Source organism: Paenibacillus sp. EKM206P (assembly GCF_011066155.1).
GTDB classification, from domain to species: domain Bacteria; phylum Bacillota; class Bacilli; order Paenibacillales; family Paenibacillaceae; genus Paenibacillus; species Paenibacillus polymyxa_D.
In genome coordinates, this window is record NZ_JAAMNQ010000006.1 from 242,168 (window position 1) to 263,655 (window position 21,488).

The window sequence follows — 21,488 nt, forward strand, 5'->3', positions numbered from 1 at the left end:
GTTGATTTGGGCTCCGGCGCCATCGCCGGATCAGCGTGAAAGGAGGGGGAAATCATAGACGGCAAAGCGAATTATAAGAAAAATAAAGGCAGCAGTTATATTCATAACAATGAGTTTGCAGAAGAAGTGCTGGAGAAAAACGTAAGACATGAAGTACGGAGAAGTCCTAAACGCTTTGGGAATAAATAAGCAGCCATTGAACCAAATAGCAACAGCAACTCATTAAAAATGACCCTAAAGAAGCCTCCGTATCCCGCCAAATTTGCGGTATGTAGGAGGCTTCTTTTTGAACTAAGCCGCTTCACGCAGCGTCATAATTCCTTTGTAGATGTTATACACAAAAACCCCGAGATAGACCACTACGAATAGCAGTACAAACCCGATCACTGAACCTGCATGATTCGCCGTTATAATAAAATACACTAGCGGAATCGCCGCAATAATGGGGAAAATATGCGATAAAATAGCTTTTTTTGCATGTCCCTGAACATATTCGTCCCGTACTGCAATCCACACAATGACAGGCACTAGAAAAGGTGCGAAGAAAATGCTGAAATAACAAAGTGACGACAAGAGACCTCTCACGGATTAACCCCTCCTTTATGCATGGTTCTTTGTACATAATACCCCGTTAGCGTCCAAATGATTCCTTTTGCAGCTCACTTCCCTACATCATGAAAAAATGCTTTTGACAGTTGCCCGAAATGTGATATAATAATCAATGCGCTGAATACATAAGGTTTTATTGATCACCATCTTGTCCCAGTAGCTCAGCTGGATAGAGCAACGGCCTTCTAAGCCGTCGGTCGGGGGTTCGAATCCCTCCTGGGACGTCGAAGCGTTCAGATATGTAAAGTTTGAACGAAATTTAAAATGCTTCAAATCCTTGATATATAAGGGTTTGGGGCGTTTTTTCTTTTATTGGGGTTACGATAGAAAACGTTAGAATAAGGTGTGATTAATACACCTGTTTACTCAAATTATACACACGATTTTTACACGCTGTGCACCTCTTGTTTTATGAATTGAGTTACTCAACAGGCGTGGCAGAATCTAAAAGTATCTATAATCATAAAAGATTTATTCCACTTTTAGATAAGGATTGAGAAGACCATTTCAGCTAACTGCAGCTTTAGTTTAATAACAATCTTCCATAAAAGAGCGCGATTCTATAATAAGGATCAGTTCGTTTTCATTAAAGGGCCATATTATATCTTTTAATTTAAGTGAAACTGCCTAAAAAGTATGTTAATATCAGATTTAACAGACAGACAAACTGGTATTTATAGAGGCGAAATTATGAAAAAATATAGAATATATCAAGTAGACTCATTTACAAAAAATAGATTTCATGGTAACCCTGCTGGGGTTGTTCCAAATGCAAATGGACTTACAGATGAGCAGATGCAGAGAATTGCAAGAGAATTAAATAATTCGGAAACTGCATTTATTTTTGAAACAGATTCTTCAAATTATGATGTTGAAGTAAGATTTTTTACTCCAACAACAGAGGTTCCAATTTGTGGTCATGCAACAGTAGCAGCGCATTATATTTATGCAATTGAGAGAAAAGCTGAAACTGGAAGAATTATTCAAAAAACAAAAGCAGGTATATTGCCTGTTGATGTTATAAAGTATGAAGATGACTATTCTATTGTAATGACACAGGGAGAACCTTCTGTATCAGAGCCTTTAAATGATGAAATAAGAAGTCAGATTGCAAATGCGTTAGGTATTTCTTGTAAAGATATTTGCATGGAATATCCAGTTGCAATATCTTCAACAGGTCATTCTAAGGTAATGGTTCCGATTTACTCCAATGAAATACTACATAGTTTAAAACCTGATTTGCAGAAGCTTACAGAAATCAGCAAGCATATTGGATGTAATGGATATTATGTTTTTACATTAAATCCACAAGAGGATATATTGGTTCACGGAAGAATGTTTGCTCCTGCAATTGGAATAGCTGAAGACCCGGTGACAGGAAATGCAAACGGACCGCTTGGAGCCTATTTGGTACACTATAACATTTTGCAAAATGAGAATGAGCAGTCTTTTGATTTTGATATTTTACAAGGTGAGGCAATCAAAAGAGAGGGAACAATGCATGTTCATGTGAAAAAGGAACAGGGAAAACCCGTATTAGTTCAAATTACGGGGAAAGCGGTTATTGCTTTTTCAACGGAGATCATACTTTAAAAAAGTTATCAATAATCTTAATGACGGATTGTCAAGCCAAGTACAAACCAATAACACCAATGTCCCAGCAAGTACTCCTGGGACGTATAGCAAAAAGCTTCCTACATGTAGGAAGCTTTTTTGTGTTCCAGCAGGATGATTGCTGCTAGCTTTATACCGTCGCCTTCTCCTTATGAGCAAAGAATTGAGGTAGATGCTCTTTGTGTGCTTCTAGTAATTCATCCAGTACGGTTTGAGCAATGTCACCACTTGGTACGAGCGGATTCAGGGTGAAGGCTTGCAGTGCTGTTGCATAGTCACCGGTGACCGCCGCTTCAATCGTCAGCTCTTCCATTGCCTTCATCACTTGCAGCAAGCCCCGCTGGGCAGGTGGGAATTTGCCAAAGTTGACAGGTTCGGCACCATGAGCGCGAATGACACTGGTCACTTCGATGGCGCTATCATAAGGAACATCATCAATCGCCCCATTGTTACGTGTACTAACTACCATCAATGTGCCTTTGTTGTTATAAATGGAATTAATGATCTCACAGGCTGCATCGCTGTAATGCGCACCGCCGCGTTTGGATAGTTCCTCTGGTTTGTAATCCAGATTCGGATCTTTATACAATTCAAACAGACTTTCTTCCAGACGTTTGACCACTTGGCCCCGAGTTCCTTCGTTTTTGGCTTCCTCTAATTCTTCCTTGAGCATGTTATCCGTCATATAGTAATACCGATGGTAAGGACAAGGCAGCATTTTCAATTGACGAACTTGATCATACAGAAAGCGCATGTTCTTAATATTTTCTACGACTTTCTCTGGCTTTGCGCCCGGAGCGTACAGTCCTTCAATAACTTGCTCTGTTAATTCGACCCCTGTTTTGTCATAAACTTTGTGCCAATGAAGGTGGTTAATGCCTGCAAATTTAAAGAATAGCTCTTCTTCCGGTTTGTCCAGCACAGCCGATGCACTCTTGATCGCGCCGATTGGAACATTACATAATCCGATGACTTTATCCCACTGACCATAACGAAGCACGGCTTCGGTGACCATACCCGCAGGGTTGGTAAAATTAATTAACCATGCATTCGGACACAGTTCTTTCATATCTTCGACGATACTGAGGATAACAGGGATGGTACGAAAAGCTTTGAACATCCCACCGGCCCCATTAGTTTCCTGACCGATCATGCCATGTTTTAACGGAATACTTTCATCCTTAATCCGGGCTTCCAGCAAGCCTACCCGAAATTGGGTCGTTACAAAATCAGCGTCCTTCAACGCTTCCCGGCGATCCAGGGTCAAATGTATCTCACAATCAATGCCTGCGGCTTTTACCATCCGTTTGGCCATGGCGCCTACGATCTCCAGTTTTTCACGACCTGCCTCAATATCTACCAGCCACAATTCCCGAATGGGAAGCTCTGCATAACGTTTGATGAAGCCTTCTACTAATTCCGGTGTATAGCTGGAGCCTCCGCCAATGGTTGCAATCTTTATGCCTTTTTTCATAGTTAGTGCCTCCTAAGTATGTTTTGTAAACCGCTTTCTTAAGCACAAATTCACTGTAATCCCTGTAATGCATTACAGGTCAAGCGCTTTTGAAAAACTTATTTTGGGAAGGTGACAATTATAGGGCGGACACCACGAACATGCTAAAATAGAAAGAACGAGGTGAGAAAAATGGCGAATATTCATGAAATTGCAAAGCTGGCGGGGGTATCCTCGGCTACGGTGTCCCGTGTCATTAACAACCATCCGTACGTAAGTGAACCGACAAGACAGCGTGTGCAGGAGGTCATAGATCGACTGGATTATGTTCCTAATCTTAATGCGGTATCTTTAAAAAAAGGCATGACCAAGCTCATAGGGATTATTTCACTTTCTTTTAATGATTCATTGGGTTTATTTGTGCGCGGATTTACAATGTATGCCCAGGAGCATGGCTTTAATATAGCGCTGTTTATTACCAATGGGGAGAAGGAACAGGAGCTTGAAGCGCTGGAAATGTTGCGGAGAAAGCAACTGGACGCCTTGGTCTGTATGATTCGCGTTAATGAGTGGAGTGTGATTGAGCATTATACAAAATATGGCCCGATTGTGACCTGGCAGCGTGTAAACATTGAGGCAATCCCGTCTGTATTTATGGATCAGTATCAGGGCTATACGCTGGCATTGGAACATTTGTACACCCGAGGATATCGGAAAATTGTGAATGTGTACGGCAGCATGCGGGGGTTGAATACAAAAGAACGCATTCGAGCTTATCATGACTTTTGCGAAAAATATGATTTGGACGCTGAGGCCTTCCCGCATTTTTATGATTTAAATTCAATAGAAGCTGGTGAACAAATAGCTCATTGGTGGGCAGAACGAGCACCAACAGACAGGCCGGACGCCTTCGCCTGTTCTACCGATTATTTGGCAGCAGGTCTTTTGACTGAAGCGCGTAGGCTAGGTGTTTCTGTACCGAGTGATTTTGCAGTAGTAGGCTTTGATAACACCGAAATCTCGCATTTGCTTGATTTAACTACGATTCATTACCCGATAGACAAGCAAGCTGAGAATGCGTTCATTATGATTCGAAATGCCCTCGAAGGGCTGGATGAAACGATACATCATCTGGAATTCAAATTAGTAGAGCGAGCGACCACCTGAATTCTGAAAGGGTTGTGTTTCAAAGCTTCTCAATGAAAATGATGGAGGTGTTCACCCATCCATTGTTACAAATATTTAAATGCTAATGAATATATGAATTAATGTGGTATTTTCACCTTTTTAAGGGGTACTAATAATGTGGATATTAACTAAAGCTCATTGACGTATGTTAAAATTTGGACAATAATTTGAGATGAGATTATAAAAATTTGGTGTTTTTATGTGAAGGGTGGTTATGACTTGGGACATACACCTACGATCTTAGATAAGTTTGAGAATTTTTTAAAACAAAACAATTTGACTTTGGCGCAATTTTCCGAACATTCAGGTGTTCATCAAAGAACACTTAATAATTGGATTGCCAAGCATCGTCCTGTTGCTATACATCAGCTAGATCGAATCACTTGGGCTATGGGACTACCAGAAGGTTTTTTTTACGAACTATACATAGATAACTACATCATTGAGCGTTCCCCAGATTGGCGGCGAATTGAGCCGTTGTTATTTCGCTGTGCGGAACTGGACAAGTTACATGCGATCCAGCTTGTAGTGGCCCATATCATGGACAACCTCCTTTATTCCCCGAAGCTATTCGATGCGGCAGAAATGTTATTCGCACAAGGTCAGCGTAATGCTGCTTTGTTACTCTATGAGGGGATTGCGGAAGGCGAGAAGTACCAGCACTCTGAACGCTTGGCTATCTGTCAGTATCGTCTGTTTACGATTCAGGTGGGGAACGATCAGATCCGAAATCTCAAGGCGGCTACTCGATTTGAACCCTTTGTCGAACGTCTGGATGAAATAGATCAACTTGATGCGTTGAAGGATCTAGCGAATGTGTATCGTTCATTACACGAGTGGGATATGCTTTATGAAACAGCTCAAAAAATGAGACATAAAGCGGAAATTTATTATTCTATGAAACAACGGCAGAAGAAGCAAAAGAGTGAGGAGTCTTATATGAGGTTAAGTCGTCCCATATTTGTTTACATTACCTATGCTGATTTACTGTGTGCTAGTGTATGTGAAGCCCAAGGCAATTATCAGCAAGCTTTACAGTTTACATATGCCTACGCAAATTTAGATTGGGTGATTGAGACAGACGAGGAAACTCGACACTGGATCAACTTGTACGAGCATTGGGCAGTAGGTAATATCTTTGTAAATAAACTTCTGTCTGGGGATACCAGTGTGCTTCCAGATTATGTTGAATATATTGTAGCTACATTAATTACTAACGAAGATGAAAAGCTCTCAATGCTGTTGAACATTATAATAGCGGCTAACCGATATGCAATAGATGTTGATGATGTACTCTCACGTTTTGAAGTGGAGTTTAATTCTTTTGATCCAGCATCTACTGATATGTACACACATCAAGTTGTACCAGAACACATAACGCTTTTTAAATATGAACTTGCTAAGTATTACTTGAATAGAGGTAGCTACACGCATGGCTTTAAATACTTGCTAGACGTTTTATCTAAATCATTAACCATTAATAAAGAAGCTTTTTTTATTAGGTGCATAAGACTATTTGAGAAGTTTAAAGCGTTTGCAGATGTTAAGGCCCATATGAGGTACGAAAGTTTAGTGAGCGAAGGGCAAAGAGAAAGAACGTTTTATTATTGGTAGTAGTATCCTTTTATTCATGTAGGATTAAGATCCTGTATGTAAATATTATTAATAGAAACTAGAGCCTCTGCTCCACTTTATTAGTGGAAACGGAGGTTTTTTGCATAGATTTAGGGACGCCCTTATTTATGAAAACTTTTGTGATATTCTCTTTTTGTTAGGCGCATCATCCGAAAAACCAAAAAACGTCTTTTTATTCTAAAATGTGACATAGAGGAGGGGATCATACTGATGAACCAAGGTGTGACTTTACTTCGTGTCGAGAGAGCTAGGAGGAAACTGTACCAAGTCCAGAAAAAGTATGGATTTTTAACACACCCCAAAGTAATTGAGCAATCTAAAAGGTTGGATTACCTGTTGAATCATTACCAAACATGCAGATCGAATCATTAAGCTCTGGTGTATTACATGTTGCGTAATACATGATTCCAAAAACTAAAACTTGGAGGTAGTGATGTTGAATCATCGAAATTCTGTAACCCCTTTTGGATGGGAGATCAAGCAAAAACTGCTCGAGAAAAGAATGGATCAGAAAACTTTTTGTAGTACATATCATATTCCAGCTTCCAGATTGTCAAATCTCATTCATGGGACACGCAAGGCTACAAGATACAGAAAACAAGTATCCGAATTGCTCGGAATTGAAGAATAATGTATTATTTCTATTTTTGAAACGACTCTGTCTGAACATAAGTATTAATTAAAAGCGACTTATGCCATCGTGTTTCTTTTGAGATAAATAAAAATAGGATAATTCCGAATAAGATCATAAACATAATCAGTTCTACGATCGTATCGGTTATAATACTGGTCTTATATAAAGTCTCGACAACCTAAGAAGACGATCTGATTAATCAGATCGTCTTCTGCTGGGTATGAAACGAGAAATTATTTAGTCAATCGAAACAATTTGCTATGATCCATCTTTATCTTTTATTAAATGATTTTTGGGACATCTCTCGATTTTTGATGCCTAGCACTACCTTTTTCTTTAATTCCTTGACCGCGCCTCTAACCTGCTCTGTCTGTGTCACGGCTGAAATCACCGCCACACCATCTGCACCTGCACGTGCGACTTCCTCAACACGGTCGACTGTAATACCTCCGATTCCAACAATCGGCACATCAATTCCCGTTTTACGCATCTCATATAAAATTGCTGGCCCATGTACAGCATGGGCATCATCCTTCGAGAGGGTAGGATAGATTGGCCCGACGCCGAGATAATCAGCACCTTGCAGAATGGCTCGACGTGCTTCCTCAATGGTATGGGCAGAGACGCCTAGAATTCGATTTCCGATTCGCTCGCGGACGGTTTCGGCAGATTCATCGTCCTGACCGATGTGAACACCGTCAGCGTCGATTTCAAGAGCCAGCTCCACATCGTCATTGATGATGAAGGGGACACCAGCGTGGCGGCACAGTTCCTGTAGCTGGCGCGCAAGTTCGAACATAGGGATACCCGTTAATGCGCCATGGCCTTTTTCCCGGAACTGGACCATGGTTGCCCCGCCAGCCAGAGCCTCCTGCACGACCCAGCCTGGTTCCGCTAGGCAATTCACGCTTCCAAGCACCAGGTACATCTGTAGCTGGCGGCGCACCACCTCTGACAACATTCTGCCGCTCATAGAAGCATCTCCTGACGACGACGGAAGGCCCAATGATTGGTGGGCCCATGTCCCTGTCCAAGCTGCAAAGATTCCTCAATCGCCGCCTGGATGAAGGCTTTGCCATTCGAGATAGCCTCCGGTACAGACATCCCTTTCCCTAATTCTGCGGTAATCGCTGCCGAGAAGGTGCACCCAGTTCCGTGTGTATGGACAGTCCGTACTCGCTTGCCGCTCAGCTCTGTAAAGGCGGTTCCGTCAAAGAGCAGGTCAACAATCTGTTCGCTGCTCTCGCTCTCGTCAGCGTGGCCACCCTTGATCACAACGAATTCTGATCCCATACTGCTAATATGTCTTGCAGCCTCGCGGCGATCCTCCATCGTACGGATGCTGATCCCTGTCAGGGCTTCCGCCTCCGGGATATTCGGTGTAACGACCAGGGCCAAGGGGAGCAGTTCGTCCTTCAAAGCCTGCACCGCTTCCAATTGCAGCAGTTCAGCGCCCCCCTTCGCAATCATCACGGGATCGACGACGACCTTTTTCCAGCCGAACTTTCGGATCTGCTCACTCACAAGACGGATGATACCCGCATTAAACAGCATGCCAGTCTTCAGGGCATCCACTCCAAGGTCTAATCCTACAGCTTCGATCTGTTCCGCTGTTGCTTCCTGTGGCAGCGGATATACGCCGTGGACCCCTAAGGTGTTCTGTACAGTAATGGCCGTAATAGCTGACATGCCGTATACGCCAAGCTCTTGAAAGGTTTTGAGATCGGCTTGAATTCCGGCCCCGCCGCCACTGTCCGAGCCGGCAATCGTCAGTGCTCTGGGTACACGAGTGTCTGTCATCGCGCACCACCTGCTGTAGTTGTTCCAGCTTCACGGATCGTGACATGCCCCTCTAGCGAACCAGTATGTAGTTTGGCGAGCTCGTCGAGAAAGGCAATCTGGAAGCTGCCTGGCCCTAGCTCTGCGGTACGTGTTGCGGCTCGGGAAGCTGCTGCACTGTAAAATGCCAAGCCTGCTGTACCTGCGAGCAGCAGGTTGGGTTCAACAGCTGCAAAGGCACCTAACACAGAGGTCAGCAGGCAGCCTGCTCCGGTTACCTTCGTGAGCAGCGCGTCTCCGCCGCTTATCATTCGTGCTTCGGTCCCATCGGTGATGACGTCTTCTTTTCCAGTGATGACAACCATTGTATTGAGCGCTCGAGCAGCCCGAATTGCCAGATCGACATGGCCGCTGTCAGCACTGTCACCAGCATCTACGCCTTTAATCTCACGCGCTTCTCCGACAAGATGGGCAACTTCGGCTGCGTTGCCCCGTACCAATGAGATTTTGACTTTACTCAGGATTCGCAGTGCCGATTCAGTTCTAAAGCTCGTTGCTCCCGCACCGACCGGGTCTAGCAGGACCGGAACACCGTGTGCATTCGCCGATTGTCCAGCAATGATCATGGCATCCACCAGTTCGCGGTTCAGCGTACCGATGTTTAACACGACGGCGCCTGCTATTTTGGCCATATCTGCTACTTCCTCGGGTGCATAGGCCATCACCGGGGAGGCTCCCAATGCATACAGGCCGTTGGCGGTAAAGTTGGTGACTACCACATTGGTGATATTGTGAACGAGGGGTTTGCTATTTTGTACCTTCGTTAGGAGATCCGAATAACTTTTTTCCCATGTACTCATCATGATTATCCTCTCTATAGTTGGTGGTTCAACAGGACATTAACCGTACTTCACGCATCGAATTGACAGGCTGACTATTCCAAGACCGCTGCCTGCATCTGGACCGGCCATTCTTCCTGCTTATAAGCCATGTCCCAGAACTTATATTCCAGCTGGCAGCTCAGTATAAAATGCTCAATCATCCGCTCCCGCTCAGCAGCCGTTGCCCCTTCCGCCCAAGCATCTACACGTTCTCGGAACTTGAGTGTTGTATCATCAAGCTGGTCTCCATAAAAGCCAATCCATTCATAGAACGGATGGGACTTATCCGGCTTTACTTCATCTAGCAGCCTGCGGCCAATCTCGGCATACGTCCACATACATGGCAGCAGCACAGCCAAGATCTCGCCCAGGTTGCCCTCATGCGCAACCGTCAGCATGTGCCGGATATAGTGATGAGCCGACGGAGCGAGCGGATATCCCTGCAATTCTTCATAGGTCACCCCTGCGACAGCACAGAAATTTTGATGCGGGTGAACCTCGCTGTGGAGAATAAAAGAGATTTGTTCATTAAATACAGCCATGTCCTCCCGATTCGTGCATTTGGAGATTGCGATGCCGTATATCCGCATGTAGGCGTTCAAATATTCAAAGTCCTGTTTTACATAGTGAATCAGCTGTCCCCTTGTCAAACTTCCTTCAGCAATACCTCTCACAAAGGGATGCTCAAAAATCGCTTGAAAAATGCCGTCCGCCTGCCGACGGAGTTCTTGTGTAAAACTCAATTTCGCCACCTCCATAAAATTGAAGAGCAAGAAGTCCTGTAAGAATATAATTCCGGAACAACGCTAAAAAGCCGCCCCGGAAAACTGGAGCGGCTTCAACAATAGGCACAATGCGCAAAAAAACGCTTGAAACCTTATATAAAGGCTCCACTTTCCTACGCTAGTACGAACTAGATCAGGTTCAAAGGGTCCAAGATACGTTCTTGTCTCAGCTATAGCGGCTCCCCTAGTGGACTTCTATTCTTTTGACTATTACTGTACATACGTTCATACGCTATGTCAAACATGTCTATCTGGTCAAGGGCCAAACGACAGAGCTGAAGTTCGCTTCCGAGAGGGAAAAAGGCGCTGGAGAAGGTCAGTTCCGTCTACACGAAGGAGTTCGCGGCAGGCTTCACTGTCTAATTAATCAGATTTTATACCAAAAGAGAAATCAGAACTGGGAGTGTGACGAGCGATATGACAGCACTGATGACAAAGGAGGAGGCTGTTTCTGATTCCAGGCTTTCAAAACGGGTGGCGATCATAGCAGCGACTGCTGAACCCGGGAAGGAAACGAGCAGAACTGCCTTCACAGTATCTGCAGACGACAGACCGCACAGGTAGGCGATCAGCAGCATTAATAAAGGCTGTACAATTGTTTTTAACAATGCGATGGCAAAGGCACTTACACTAAAACTAATGTTGCGTACGCCAATGGTCACTCCGACAGCGAATAAAGCGGCCCCGGACGTAATGTCTCCGATTTGATTCAACGATTTGTTCAACAAATCCGGTGAATGGAAGCCGAACAAGGTCAAAATTACACCAATCAGTGGAACCAGCGCCAGCGGTTCTTTTAAGCCGTGAAGAATGGAGTCCCAGATTAACCTTCCGAGGTGACCGTTCCGTTCTTTGCCTGAATTCCGGCTGGCTACGGTAGCTATAATAGTAGCCGCCGGGTCAAGGAAGGCATTGACTACAATTCCCGTAAGCGCAATCGGAATGGCGACAGCAGAGGAACCGTAGATGGCTCCAAGCACCGGAATACCCATAAAAGCAAAGGTAGGCTGTGCCGAGTTCAAAGCAAACATGGCGGCATCCTTCACTGACTGCTTCCCCGCAAAGCGGGACAGTAGAAGGAGAACGGCAAAAAAGCCGACAATGCCAATGAACAGTGCCAGCAGGAATGGCCATTGCTCGATGAGTGCTTTCCTGTCCGTTGTCGTGATACCGATGAATAGATGCGCAGGCAGTGCAAATTTGGTAACGAGCGCATTTAAGGCCTTGGAGGAAGAGGCATCAAAGCTTTTGTAATGCCCCGCTAACCACCCTAAAATAATAACGAAAAAAATCGGCACCAAAATGTACAAGATATGTCCGACACTCATAGATTGATTCTCCTTGCTTGAACTGACGTATTCTGCCTGTCTGAACAAGGCAATCCCTTTCCTAAATGGAGCATTAGTGAGGGTGATGTATTACGCTTTCCACTGCTTTGACCTTGACATATTCCGGTTTCCACATTGCATCCCGTATAGCTTGTTCAACATTTGAAATGTGTGCCTGAGCTACCTGATCCTGAATCGCTGCTTTCGCTACCGCAACCGCAACAACGTACGAAACATCACGTAATTTTTGGATATGAGGGAGCAACGCACCGCCAGGCTTATTCGAATCTACGCCATTGGCAACGGCATCTGCTGCGGCTGTAAACATCGCAGGGGTAATCCTTTTGGCTTTAACCACAATCGCACCCAGACCCAGTCCCGGGAACACAAAGGCATTGTTCGCCTGTCCAATTTCAAATTTCGTACCGTTATAAGTGACGGGGTCAAAAGGGCTTCCGGTAGCAATTAATGCCTTGCCATCGGTCCACCGTATTAGATCCTCAGGTATAGCTTCTGCAAGATTTGTAGGATTGGACATGGGCATAATGATCGGGCGTTCTACATGCTTCGCCATCTCTTTGATGATCTCTTCAGAAAAGGCACCTGCTACTCCAGAAGTTCCGATTAATAGGGTAGGCTTCACCTGACGGATGACCTCCAGCAGCGGTATTTTGCCGTCATCCGACCGCGTCCATGAGCTGACTTCCTCTTTTTTACGTACATACGGTTTCTGATATTCCAGTACATCTTCCATATCGTCCGTTAACAGCCCACGGTAATCAAAGGCCCAAAAGGACTTGAATGAATCTTCCGCGGAAAGGCCGTCCTCGATCATAGCGCCCCGAATTTGGTCAGCGTTACCGATCCCTGCTGCTCCTGGGCCGAAGACAAGTACCTTTTGCTCACGCAGCGGAGTCTTGGTGACACCCACCGCCGAAAGAATTGCAGCCAAGGTCACCGCTCCTGTACCTTGTATATCATCGTTGAAGGTGAGTATACTTTGACCGTATTTTCCTATAATATGGCGTGCATTTACGCTACCAACATCTTCCCAATGTAAAAGCGCCTTCGGGAATTGCGCTAACGTTTTGCTGATAAAAGTATCAATAAACTGGTTATAGGCTTCTCCGCGAACCCGTTTATGGCGGTTTCCGATGTACAGTGGATCATTCAGCAACTTTTCATTATTCGTACCTACATCCAGTACAATGGGCAGCACCCGCCCGGGATGAATGCCTGCCGCAGCCGTATACACTGCAAGTTTGCCAATAGCAATGTTAATCCCCCCGACACCCCAGTCCCCAATCCCCAAAATACTTTCGGAATCCGTTACGACGATCAGATCCACATCTTCACCACTCAAACCGGAATTATAAAACGCTTGTCCAATACCGTTCGGGTTATCTATCGACAAATATACGCCCCCAGGGCGGTTGTACTCGTGACTATATTCTTGAATCGCGGTTCCGACGGTCGGTGTATAGACTACGGGTAGCATTTCACTTAAATGATCGGTTAGTAGCCGATAGTAGAGGACGACATTTCGGTTGTGGAGGTCGTTGAGAGAAGCATTTTTACGTAGCATGGTAGGTTGTGCGAGAAATTGCTGATATGCTCGTACGCTCTGTTTCTCCAATGAAAGGACGGTGGGAGGAAGGATTCCATCCAAACCCAGTTCTTTGCGTTCTTCTTCTGTAAAAGCAACGCCTTTGTTCAAAAGGGGATTTGCCAACACATCCTTCCCCCGTAAAGGAGTAGATAATGACCCATCGCGATTGACATAAAATGCTTCCATAGAAAGACCTTCCTTCTGTTCATTTACATAACTATTCATAACGAAAGATGACATGTTATCCATAGTATGGACGTGCCAATTTGTTTTATTCGTTTATTTATATATGACAAAATAACCATATTCATTTCTTTCTATTGATCTAAAAGGACCAACTTTCGATATGGATTCGCTAACTAATACTAAGGATTTTGGTTCTAATGAATCAGGTCTAAATACTCTGTTTTTATCAAATATGAAAATCAGTTTTTCTTCTCTTATTCTCTTATATATCATGGAGTGTCAGCTATTTTGTTAAGAAAATATGAAGTATTTGGACATTAATTTAATCCCTATAAACAAACATTCTTAATTCTTTTTCAACAAAATAGAACTATTCGGAGGAAAAGGAGAGGTTTGTGTGCAGGGACCTATAGCCATTTTTAGCGATAATGACAGGGCTATTGATTATCCCAATGTAATTTGTTTTTACCAATATATACAGTGCAAGGACACGGAGGCAGCTTCAGTCTACGAGAACGCATGTTGCTGCTTGATTGATTATAGGGAGCCGGGGGAGGCGGTGCGGAAAGCCAATCAGATCCGCAGCCAATTTCCGCAAATGCCATTGTTACTGGTGACGGATGTAACATTTCCGTTCAGTGATCAGCATATGGTGCAAATCACCGGAGTAGGCCGTTTGCGGCTGCTATTTTGGCAAGCCAATGACACCGAAGAAATGCTTTCGGAAATACAAAGCTTGCTCTATCCCGAGTATTCGACCAAAAGCCAACATATTGCATTTATCTTGTCTGTATATAACGAAGAGCAACGTTTTGTTCATGTCAAAACCTTTGCTGAACGACTGCAAGCCTTTATCCGCAGCCATATTATTGAAGGTTCGATTTATCTCATTGATGATGGCAGCCACGATGGTACTAATGCCTTGATTAAAACACTGGAGGCAGCAACGGACTTGTCCGTAAACCGGATTAATCAGAATCTTAGTCCGCTGCTTCAAACAAGGGAATTGGGACGAAATACACGTAAGGCAGGGACGTATCTGGAAGGGATGCGGACCATTGGTGCGGATTACTACGTATTTGTGGACGCGGACGACTCCTTTTTTATTGAGGATATTGCCAGAATGATTAATGTTGTTCAGCAGGGCTATTATGATGTTGTGATCGGAACCAAGGATATGACCGCCGAGAATCGCTCTTTATTACGATCTGTTGTCAGCTTTGGTAAACGGGTCATTTCCCGTCCTTTTTTACCCACAGGTGTGGTGGATTCCCAGACTGGGCTTAAAGTGATGAGTTCGGTTGCAGTGAAGCGGATGTTTCCACATTTAAAGGAACAGCTCGGACTGGCGTTGGATCTGGAAATGATGTTTATTGCCAAGCGGCTCCAACTCCGTGTACTGCAATTACCCGTCAAATGTATTGACCGGGATGGCTCGCACATCCATGTCTGGAAGGATTCTATTCGTTTTTTGCGCTCCATCATTGATATTTGGCGACTGGATCGGAGGGTGAGATAACAACGTGAACAACCGATTGCGATCGTTGATGTTTCCTCTCTTTAATGTGCTGCTTAACGGATTTAATTTTTTCTTCCACATTGCAGCGAGCTGGTATCTTACCGGACAAGCTTATGGTCAAGCGAATGCGCTGCTGGCCCTCTTTGCACTGTTGTCCGTTTTGGGCTTATCCATCCAGCTATTGACCGCCAAGCTGGTATCCAAGGGTGGCAAGATGCTTGCGCTACGTAGCTTACCGCTCGGTTCTCTATTACTAAAAGCACCTTTGGTGCTAACTGTGCTTGCCATGATCATTTTACTCATGTTTCATCCGTTATTGCGCTCGCTTTTAGGCGTCGATTCTGCCCCGCTATTCATGCTGTATGGCTTGATCGGCCTACATATTTTGGTGAGTTCGTGTCGCGGAGATTTACAAGGCAGGGAACGCATGCTGGCGCTCAATGTGAACTATTACATTGAGGTATTAGGGAAGCTGAGCCTGTTTTTTGTTCTGGCTGCACTGGGGTTAAAGCTGGAAGCCCTACTGTTAGCGAGCTGTGGAGGAATGTTGCTGTCGCTGCTTCACGGCTGGACCGTCTCGGCTCGAGGCTTGTCCTTATTCACAACCAGTGGAGAACATATCCCTTCTGGGCTATGGAAGTCATTGGGTCAGGATTTCACCGATAGCCTTATGACCAATTTATTTATTTTGTTTTGTATCTCTATCGACATGTTGTATGTACAGCATTACTTTCCCGAGCAGGCCAGCAGCTATGCCATTGCGCTGAAGTACAGCCAGTTGGTCTATTACGTTTCGTATAGCCTGATTGCTGCCTTTATTCCAAAGCTCGGTGCGCAGGGGCATGACCGCCAAGCTTTGGGCAAGTTGATTGCCGTCTATGCCGGATTAATGGCTGTAGCTGCGATCTGTGTATATGTGGGCACGACCTTTGTGTTCCCATCCTCTATACCCATATTATTCGGAGCCTCTTACCAATCGGCCGAGGCCTATATTCCATGGGGGGGATGGGTGTACTGGTTATTTTCCATCGTGCTGTTTTTTGTGCATGTGCACGTATTGGTGGGCAGACGCAAATTTATGTTCAGTCTGATGGCAGGAGCCGCGGCTTTATTAGTAGCCTTTCATATTGCCCACACAGAGCCGGTAGATTTCTTGCTATCTGAGTTCATGGTTTACGGAGCTATGGCTCTCTACTTTGTGATAGACGCCTATGTGCATTTGTTCAAAATAAAGATAAAGGGGGATGTACCCCATGAATACCATACATGAACAGGACGGTAAAACCGTAGTTCTATTGCTGTCCTGGCGTGACATACGTTCACCTAAAAGCGGAGGAGCAGAAATTTTCACCCACGAAATGCTTAAACGCTCACAACAAGGCCGCTTCCAGTTCATTCATTTTTCACCCCAATTTGAGGGGATGCCTGAGCATGAAATTATCGACGGTATTACGTATATTCGAAAAGGAAACATATACAGTGTTATTTATTATGCGATGCGCTATTACCGTCGTCATCGAAGGAAGATCGACTATGTGATTAACCAGGCGAATACGCATCAATTCTTTACCCGATTTTGGGTGGAGGCATCCAAGCGGATTTTTTTCATACATCAGCTAACAAGGGAAATATGGTTTGAGAACGCCAAATTCCCGCTAAATGTTATTGGGTTTCATATGGAACCCTTGATGCTTAAGCTGGCTCGTAAGGATCGAACGCTTACGGTATCTCCGTCTACTCGGTATGATCTACTTAAGCTGGGCTTTCACCCGGATCGTGTTCATCTTTTACCGGAAGGCATTGAGTTTGATCATTGGCCGCGCGAACAATTTTTAACGAAGGAACCTAATCCGACCTTCATGTACGCTGGGCGCTTCGTCAAATATAAAGGCATTGATCTGGTCGTTGAGGCCTTTGGGCAGCTCAAGGAAAAGTTCCCTCAGGCTATGTTATGGATTGCCGGAAAAACCGATAAAACCTATGTGGCAGAACAATTGTTGCCGATTATGAAACGGTATGGATTAACATACGGAGAACCGGATGAACAGGGGCAATCGCAAGCTGATATTACCTTTTACGGATTTGTTTCAGCAGAGCATAAGCTGGAGCTGATGAGTCGTGCCCACGCGCTGGTGTTTCCTTCCTTGCGTGAAGGTTGGGGGTTGACAATTACCGAAGCGGCAGCGGTTGGAACGCCCAGCATTGTCAGCAATTCACCGGGTCTGGTGGATGCAACGGATTTTGGGAAGAGCGGATATCTATGCTTTCACGGCGACATCCGGGGATTATCTGAACAAATGGAAAGAGCAGCGAAGGGCGGCGAAGATTACATGGCCATCCGTGAGCGGGCGTATCAATATGCGTTAAGATTCCATTTTGATCATACGGCTGCTGCGTTTGAGCAGTTGATGGAAGATTGGATAGAGGAGGCGGAACAGAGTGGACAAAGTGGTCATTCTCTTCTCCACGTACAACAATGAACGGACGATAGAGCCTTGTTTGCGAAGCTGTATGGGGCAAAATTACAAGGATCTGCATATTGTAATTGCTGATGATGGCTCCAGTGACCGGACCGTCGAGACGATTCGTATGCTGTCGGCAGGGAGCGCAGTACCCGTAACGGTATTGGAGCTTCCCCATGGGGAGCGGGGAGTCGCTAGGGTTAGAGCGGTTGAGGAAGCGAAACGCTTGGGTGCCGAATACATATTTGTATTGGATTCCGATATGATTTTAGCCGAACATCTGATTCAGCAGAGCATCGACTTTTTTGATGATCATCAGGATATTGGCGCTTTGGTCGTTCCGGAGGAGGCGTATTCGGAAGCGGACAATTTTTTTTCCAAAGTGAAAGTTTTTGAGCGAAATGTGATTAATAACGCGGGTGAGACCTTGGGAAAACGCTCCATTGAAGCGGCACGCTTCTGGCGAATGAGCGCTTATGAATCGACGGGCGGGTTTAATGCGGAGCAGATTGCTTTTGAAGAAATACAGCCGACCTTACGTTATATAGAGTCTGGTGGAGTCATTCGCCGGGCGGTATTTACACGGGTATATCATGATGAAAAACAGGTCTATCTGCACGATGTATTACGTAAAAAAGCCTACTACTTTTCAGTGATGGATCGTACGATGTCATCTGAAGAGGGCGGATTACGAAAGGCACTGGAACGTTGGTATTTCTTCCGTCCGGTGCTGTATACGTGGGGGAATTTGAAAAACTATATCCGTCACCCGTTGCTGACGATGGGGATGTTGTGGATGTATGTATGCCTAACTGTGATTGGGGTAGCCGCCGTGTTAAAGGGCGGCACCCGTCACTCAGGCGATCTCGCTAAGGCGGATAAGGCGTAACGATGAATGTCCGAGGGTCAGCGTATCCAGCGTGTACAGGTCGGGATCGGAAGATTCCGACTCCTCATACGGTATGTATAATGAATGCGTGGTTAACTGAATACCTTCCCCGTCAGGATGACGTAGTGAGCGCCCAACAGGATACAGCTCAGCAAGTGCAATGTGTACAGCGGTTACGATATCTTGTTCATTCAGCAGCACATAGGGTCGGTACGGAGCATTCAAAATGCTGTCTATAAATACTGACAGGTCGGAAGCTACGTTCTGGTCTGCTGCATGCAGGCTGTTTCGATTGAGTTTGGCTTGATCAAGCGCCTCATACAGTATTTTTTTTAGCGTATCATCATCCAGCTCCAGCGGTTTCGTCAAAAAACGGAACACACCGACTTGATTAATCGCCGATAAAATGGACTGCGTATGCAGGTGACCAGACAAAATGATTCGTACGATATGTGGATAATCTTTCTTAATCATGCGAAGGAAGGTAATCCCATCCAGACCAGGCATGAGCAGATCGGAAACGACCACATCAATCGGGTGCTGTTCCAGCACTTGTAGGGCTTCTTTGGGCGTGTGAGCGGTATGTAAGGTGAATGCTTCTTGCGTCAAGGTCCGTTCAAGCAGGGACAGAACCATAGGGCTGTCGTCAACAAATAGAATGTTTTGGGGTGTCATAAGAACTGCGCAACTCCAATCAGGAAGTAAGAAATGAGGAACTACATGTATAATATCAGCGTTTTGGCATTTTTGAAAGATGTCAATACAGAACGGGCGTTGCGTCTTTTTTGTGAACGATTTGATTCGGCTGAGCATGCCCTCTGGGAAAAAGGTATGCGTCTCCTTCATCAGTATCATGCTGCACGGCATACAGGGGTGACCCTGGTTGTCTCCAGCGCACTTCAGCATATGGACGATCGTCATGATATTTACGTTGTTGATCTGCGAGAATACGGCGAGGAAGAGTTGGATCGCTTATATATCGCAAAAACATGCGAGTTGATCCTACTGACGGACGGGGCAACGGAAACCGCTGCGAGGTTTGCTGCCCTCCAGCGCCGCACTCCCCGGTTGCTGTGCGCACGGCTACCGTTGGTCAGCTACGAGCTGGAATGCCTGATGCAGGCTATTTTGAGCCGTCGTGAACAAAATGGAGGGGACAGGGAAGCATGAAACAATGGGCTTTGTTGAAACCAGGTTGGCAAAAGCTGATCCTGTACCTGATCGTACTGGGCGTGACCGTGTTTTTGGCCGCTGTGCTTCAATGGTTTGTCGTGCGACAATTCAGTGTTCACTTGGCGGAGATTCAGAACGAACAGCTCCAGTATGAGGTACAGGAACTTTCTAGCAGCATAACCGAGCGTTATGCCGCATGGCAGGCTGAATTGAAGGAGCTGTCGTCCAGTCTGGGCAGAGATATGCTGAATCAGGGAACACGCCAGTATCCTGAGGGGTTTAAGCGTGAAAGCGGGGCCTTTTATGTGCTGGATGAACAGTATCATGTGATGGTCGGACGAGATAATCGTGAGATGAAAAGTGCGGTCCAGCAGATTAAGTGGCTGCAAAATGGTTGTGCAGTAAGCTCTTTTGTGACAGAGGATCATCAGCCTGCCCAGTATATCGCATGCAGGATTCAAGGAGCGCAGATGGGCGGTTTTATAGTGCGCAAGGTTGACGCTGATATGCTCAGCGGAATTATTAAAAGTAAACCGGTTAACCAGTATGAGACTTTATTTTATAACGGTCAATTTAAGGTCGTAGCTTCCCGAAGTAATCCGGATATTAACCGAACGGACATCACGGGCGTCACCCGTAGGCTGCTGGAGGGCAATACAGGTGTCATTGAAGATGACGGTGAAAAATACGGGATAGGATTTAGCCGCATTGGGGAAGAAGCCCTTTACATATCGGTTAAGGATGTCAGCGAGGATACAGCACAGCGAATCAGCTCCTTCCGCAAACAGTTGTGGATGGTCATGGTTCTAATATTGTTCATTCTGTGGGCCATGCTCGTACAGTTCCGCAAAAGGATTGTGAAGGATGCCATCGTGAACAACCAGGTGCGTGATCAACGGCGAGATGAAGATATGCGACAGCAGCAGGACATGTATTATTTGCCGTTAATGCAGACGATTGAGCAGCAGCTACAAGAGCTGCAAGAGCAGACTAGCCGTCTCACAGGTGGTGATGATTTGAAGTTGCTGGGATTCTATCATGATCTAGCAAACCGCTTTGAAGCGGCTTCCAGTCAGGGAAAAGGAGCCTCTCATGAGGAACTGGAGTATTTTCGCGAGTTGAATGAAAATTTTATCCAGGGTCGCCTCAGACAGGAATCCTCACTGGGAGAGTTACTGACGGGAGTTCGTAGCTTGCGCGATGAGCTGGAAGAGAAGATGCATGATAATAGTGGAATTAGCTTTACAGATATGAATGAAATATTGTCTGAGTCGCTGAAATGGGCGAACCGTTCATTGAACATGAAGAACATTCAAGTGATCTTGCGGCAAGAGCCTGTTCCATCGATTGCAGCACAAGCACCCATGCTGTACAAAACGATTCAGGGACTGCTGGAAAATGCAGTTCAGGCCATGGGCCAAGGCGGAGAATTGCCTGAGGATCAGGAACAGGGCCGAACAGGTCTGCGGTCCAAGCGACAATCTCAAGTGCTTAAGGTTAGTTCACGGCTGGAAGAAGGAGAAATTGTTATTATCATTGAGGACACAGGCGGCGGGATTGATGATAAAATGCGTTGGAGCTATTTCCAGCCAGACTATTCCCAAAACTCGCAGGAGCATGCGTTCAGCCTGTACCATATGGATGCATACCTGAAGACCATAGGCGGCCGTTTAAAGCTACGTAATACCGATCAGGGCTTGCAGGCAATCGTTCGTTTGAGAAGATAGGCCCAAGATAACCGACA

General features: G+C 45.4%; 20 protein-coding genes, 1 tRNA gene and 1 riboswitch. Of the genes, 12 read left to right on the forward strand and 9 right to left on the reverse strand.

Annotation, left to right across the window (positions count from 1 at the left end; genetic code table 11):
* Positions 1 to 291 precede the first annotated feature (291 nt).
* On the reverse strand, positions 292 to 585 hold the full coding sequence (locus G9G53_RS15240) for a DUF4870 domain-containing protein (protein ID WP_016324668.1): 294 nt from the start codon (positions 583 to 585) through the stop codon (positions 292 to 294).
* Between the two features lie 174 nt (positions 586 to 759).
* Between G9G53_RS15240 and G9G53_RS15245 the strand changes: the two genes are divergently transcribed.
* Positions 760 to 833: transfer RNA gene (locus G9G53_RS15245), tRNA-Arg, on the forward strand.
* Positions 834 to 1,299: 466 nt separating this feature from the next.
* Entirely contained in the window at positions 1,300 to 2,202 is a 903-nt protein-coding gene (locus G9G53_RS15250) for a PhzF family isomerase (protein WP_069290241.1), read from the forward strand.
* 151 nt (positions 2,203 to 2,353) lie between these two features.
* On the opposite strand, the gene G9G53_RS15255 is transcribed toward G9G53_RS15250, so the two are convergent.
* Positions 2,354 to 3,697 carry a 6-phospho-beta-glucosidase gene (locus tag G9G53_RS15255; RefSeq protein ID WP_165148727.1) on the reverse strand — a complete coding sequence of 448 codons (1,344 nt, stop codon included), beginning with the start codon at positions 3,695 to 3,697 and terminating at the stop codon, positions 2,354 to 2,356.
* Between the two features lie 171 nt (positions 3,698 to 3,868).
* Between G9G53_RS15255 and G9G53_RS15260 the strand changes: the two genes are divergently transcribed.
* The 4 genes from G9G53_RS15260 (at position 3,869) to G9G53_RS26510 (ending at position 7,130) form a co-directional block, all read left to right on the forward strand.
* The gene (locus G9G53_RS15260) at positions 3,869 to 4,843 is read left to right on the forward strand and encodes a LacI family DNA-binding transcriptional regulator (protein ID WP_165148729.1); all 975 of its coding nucleotides are present in this window, start codon (positions 3,869 to 3,871) and stop codon (positions 4,841 to 4,843) included.
* 240 nt (positions 4,844 to 5,083) lie between these two features.
* Positions 5,084 to 6,478, forward strand: coding sequence for a helix-turn-helix domain-containing protein (locus G9G53_RS15265; RefSeq protein WP_165148732.1), 1,395 nt, complete (start codon positions 5,084 to 5,086; stop codon positions 6,476 to 6,478).
* 231 nt (positions 6,479 to 6,709) lie between these two features.
* Positions 6,710 to 6,871: an aspartyl-phosphate phosphatase Spo0E family protein gene (locus tag G9G53_RS15270; protein WP_176715706.1), complete on the forward strand. Its 162-nt coding sequence runs from the start codon at positions 6,710 to 6,712 to the stop codon at positions 6,869 to 6,871.
* 61 nt (positions 6,872 to 6,932) lie between these two features.
* On the forward strand, positions 6,933 to 7,130 hold the full coding sequence (locus tag G9G53_RS26510; RefSeq protein ID WP_370682681.1) for an XRE family transcriptional regulator: 198 nt from the start codon (positions 6,933 to 6,935) through the stop codon (positions 7,128 to 7,130).
* A gap of 274 nt (positions 7,131 to 7,404) precedes the next feature.
* Here G9G53_RS26510 and thiE read toward each other — a convergent pair whose 3' ends face one another.
* The 6 genes from thiE to G9G53_RS15305 form a co-directional block, all read right to left on the reverse strand.
* Positions 7,405 to 8,106 carry a thiamine phosphate synthase gene (gene thiE / locus G9G53_RS15280; protein WP_165148735.1) on the reverse strand — a complete coding sequence of 234 codons (702 nt, stop codon included), beginning with the start codon at positions 8,104 to 8,106 and terminating at the stop codon, positions 7,405 to 7,407.
* Entirely contained in the window at positions 8,103 to 8,933 is an 831-nt protein-coding gene (gene thiD / locus G9G53_RS15285; RefSeq protein WP_069011045.1) for a bifunctional hydroxymethylpyrimidine kinase/phosphomethylpyrimidine kinase, read from the reverse strand. Before thiD ends, thiE begins: the two co-directional genes overlap by 4 nt.
* Positions 8,930 to 9,772: a hydroxyethylthiazole kinase gene (thiM, locus tag G9G53_RS15290; RefSeq protein WP_185156364.1), complete on the reverse strand. Its 843-nt coding sequence runs from the start codon at positions 9,770 to 9,772 to the stop codon at positions 8,930 to 8,932. Before thiM ends, thiD begins: the two co-directional genes overlap by 4 nt.
* A gap of 74 nt (positions 9,773 to 9,846) precedes the next feature.
* Complete coding sequence (gene tenA, locus G9G53_RS15295) at positions 9,847 to 10,536, reverse strand: thiaminase II (protein ID WP_165148741.1); 690 nt, start codon at positions 10,534 to 10,536, stop codon at positions 9,847 to 9,849.
* 135 nt (positions 10,537 to 10,671) lie between these two features.
* A riboswitch (TPP riboswitch) is annotated at positions 10,672 to 10,774 on the reverse strand.
* 178 nt (positions 10,775 to 10,952) lie between these two features.
* Positions 10,953 to 11,906 (reverse strand): AEC family transporter, encoded by a 954-nt coding sequence (locus tag G9G53_RS15300; RefSeq protein WP_165148744.1) that lies wholly within the window; start codon positions 11,904 to 11,906, stop codon positions 10,953 to 10,955.
* A gap of 73 nt (positions 11,907 to 11,979) precedes the next feature.
* A complete protein-coding gene (locus tag G9G53_RS15305) occupies positions 11,980 to 13,701 on the reverse strand; it encodes an NAD-dependent malic enzyme (protein WP_165148747.1) in 1,722 nt (573 codons plus the stop codon).
* A gap of 397 nt (positions 13,702 to 14,098) precedes the next feature.
* Here G9G53_RS15305 and G9G53_RS15310 point away from each other — a divergent pair, with 397 nt between their 5' ends.
* The 4 genes from G9G53_RS15310 to G9G53_RS15325 are packed head-to-tail and all read left to right on the forward strand — an operon-like array spanning position 14,099 to position 18,571.
* Positions 14,099 to 15,220: a glycosyltransferase gene (locus G9G53_RS15310; protein ID WP_165148750.1), complete on the forward strand. Its 1,122-nt coding sequence runs from the start codon at positions 14,099 to 14,101 to the stop codon at positions 15,218 to 15,220.
* A 4-nt stretch (positions 15,221 to 15,224) separates the two neighbouring features.
* Positions 15,225 to 16,490: a transporter gene (locus tag G9G53_RS15315; RefSeq protein WP_165148753.1), complete on the forward strand. Its 1,266-nt coding sequence runs from the start codon at positions 15,225 to 15,227 to the stop codon at positions 16,488 to 16,490.
* A complete protein-coding gene (locus G9G53_RS15320; RefSeq protein WP_029518375.1) occupies positions 16,474 to 17,700 on the forward strand; it encodes a glycosyltransferase family 4 protein in 1,227 nt (408 codons plus the stop codon). Before G9G53_RS15315 ends, G9G53_RS15320 begins: the two co-directional genes overlap by 17 nt.
* Positions 17,660 to 18,571, forward strand: coding sequence for a glycosyltransferase family 2 protein (locus G9G53_RS15325; RefSeq protein ID WP_029518376.1), 912 nt, complete (start codon positions 17,660 to 17,662; stop codon positions 18,569 to 18,571). Before G9G53_RS15320 ends, G9G53_RS15325 begins: the two co-directional genes overlap by 41 nt.
* On the opposite strand, the gene G9G53_RS15330 is transcribed toward G9G53_RS15325, so the two are convergent.
* Positions 18,539 to 19,246: a response regulator gene (locus tag G9G53_RS15330; protein WP_069011050.1), complete on the reverse strand. Its 708-nt coding sequence runs from the start codon at positions 19,244 to 19,246 to the stop codon at positions 18,539 to 18,541. The two genes, G9G53_RS15325 and G9G53_RS15330, sit on opposite strands and share 33 nt — an antisense overlap.
* A 45-nt stretch (positions 19,247 to 19,291) precedes the next feature.
* Here G9G53_RS15330 and G9G53_RS15335 point away from each other — a divergent pair, with 45 nt between their 5' ends.
* Together G9G53_RS15335 and G9G53_RS15340 are read left to right on the forward strand one after the other, a co-directional pair.
* Positions 19,292 to 19,741 carry a hypothetical protein gene (locus G9G53_RS15335; protein ID WP_029518378.1) on the forward strand — a complete coding sequence of 150 codons (450 nt, stop codon included), beginning with the start codon at positions 19,292 to 19,294 and terminating at the stop codon, positions 19,739 to 19,741.
* Positions 19,738 to 21,471 (forward strand): ATP-binding protein, encoded by a 1,734-nt coding sequence (locus G9G53_RS15340; protein WP_165148756.1) that lies wholly within the window; start codon positions 19,738 to 19,740, stop codon positions 21,469 to 21,471. The genes G9G53_RS15335 and G9G53_RS15340 overlap by 4 nt, the downstream gene beginning before the upstream one ends.
* Positions 21,472 to 21,488 lie beyond the last annotated feature (17 nt).

Excerpts from the sequence above, each read along its gene's own strand:
- thiD (WP_069011045.1), bottom strand. The coding sequence starts at position 8,933 with ATGACAGACACTCGTGTACCCAGAGCACTGACGATTGCCGGCTCGGAC.
- G9G53_RS15250 (WP_069290241.1), top strand. The coding sequence starts at position 1,300 with ATGAAAAAATATAGAATATATCAAGTAGACTCATTTACAAAAAATAGA.
- G9G53_RS15260 (WP_165148729.1), top strand. The coding sequence starts at position 3,869 with ATGGCGAATATTCATGAAATTGCAAAGCTGGCGGGGGTATCCTCGGCT.
- G9G53_RS15335 (WP_029518378.1), top strand. The coding sequence starts at position 19,292 with ATGTATAATATCAGCGTTTTGGCATTTTTGAAAGATGTCAATACAGAA.
- thiM (WP_185156364.1), bottom strand. The coding sequence starts at position 9,772 with ATGAGTACATGGGAAAAAAGTTATTCGGATCTCCTAACGAAGGTACAA.
- G9G53_RS15270 (WP_176715706.1), top strand. The coding sequence starts at position 6,710 with ATGAACCAAGGTGTGACTTTACTTCGTGTCGAGAGAGCTAGGAGGAAA.
- G9G53_RS15340 (WP_165148756.1), top strand. The coding sequence starts at position 19,738 with ATGAAACAATGGGCTTTGTTGAAACCAGGTTGGCAAAAGCTGATCCTG.
- G9G53_RS15305 (WP_165148747.1), bottom strand. The coding sequence starts at position 13,701 with ATGGAAGCATTTTATGTCAATCGCGATGGGTCATTATCTACTCCTTTA.
- thiE (WP_165148735.1), bottom strand. The coding sequence starts at position 8,106 with ATGAGCGGCAGAATGTTGTCAGAGGTGGTGCGCCGCCAGCTACAGATG.
- G9G53_RS26510 (WP_370682681.1), top strand. The coding sequence starts at position 6,933 with ATGTTGAATCATCGAAATTCTGTAACCCCTTTTGGATGGGAGATCAAG.
- G9G53_RS15320 (WP_029518375.1), top strand. The coding sequence starts at position 16,474 with ATGAATACCATACATGAACAGGACGGTAAAACCGTAGTTCTATTGCTG.
- G9G53_RS15255 (WP_165148727.1), bottom strand. The coding sequence starts at position 3,697 with ATGAAAAAAGGCATAAAGATTGCAACCATTGGCGGAGGCTCCAGCTAT.
- G9G53_RS15330 (WP_069011050.1), bottom strand. The coding sequence starts at position 19,246 with ATGACACCCCAAAACATTCTATTTGTTGACGACAGCCCTATGGTTCTG.
- G9G53_RS15300 (WP_165148744.1), bottom strand. The coding sequence starts at position 11,906 with ATGAGTGTCGGACATATCTTGTACATTTTGGTGCCGATTTTTTTCGTT.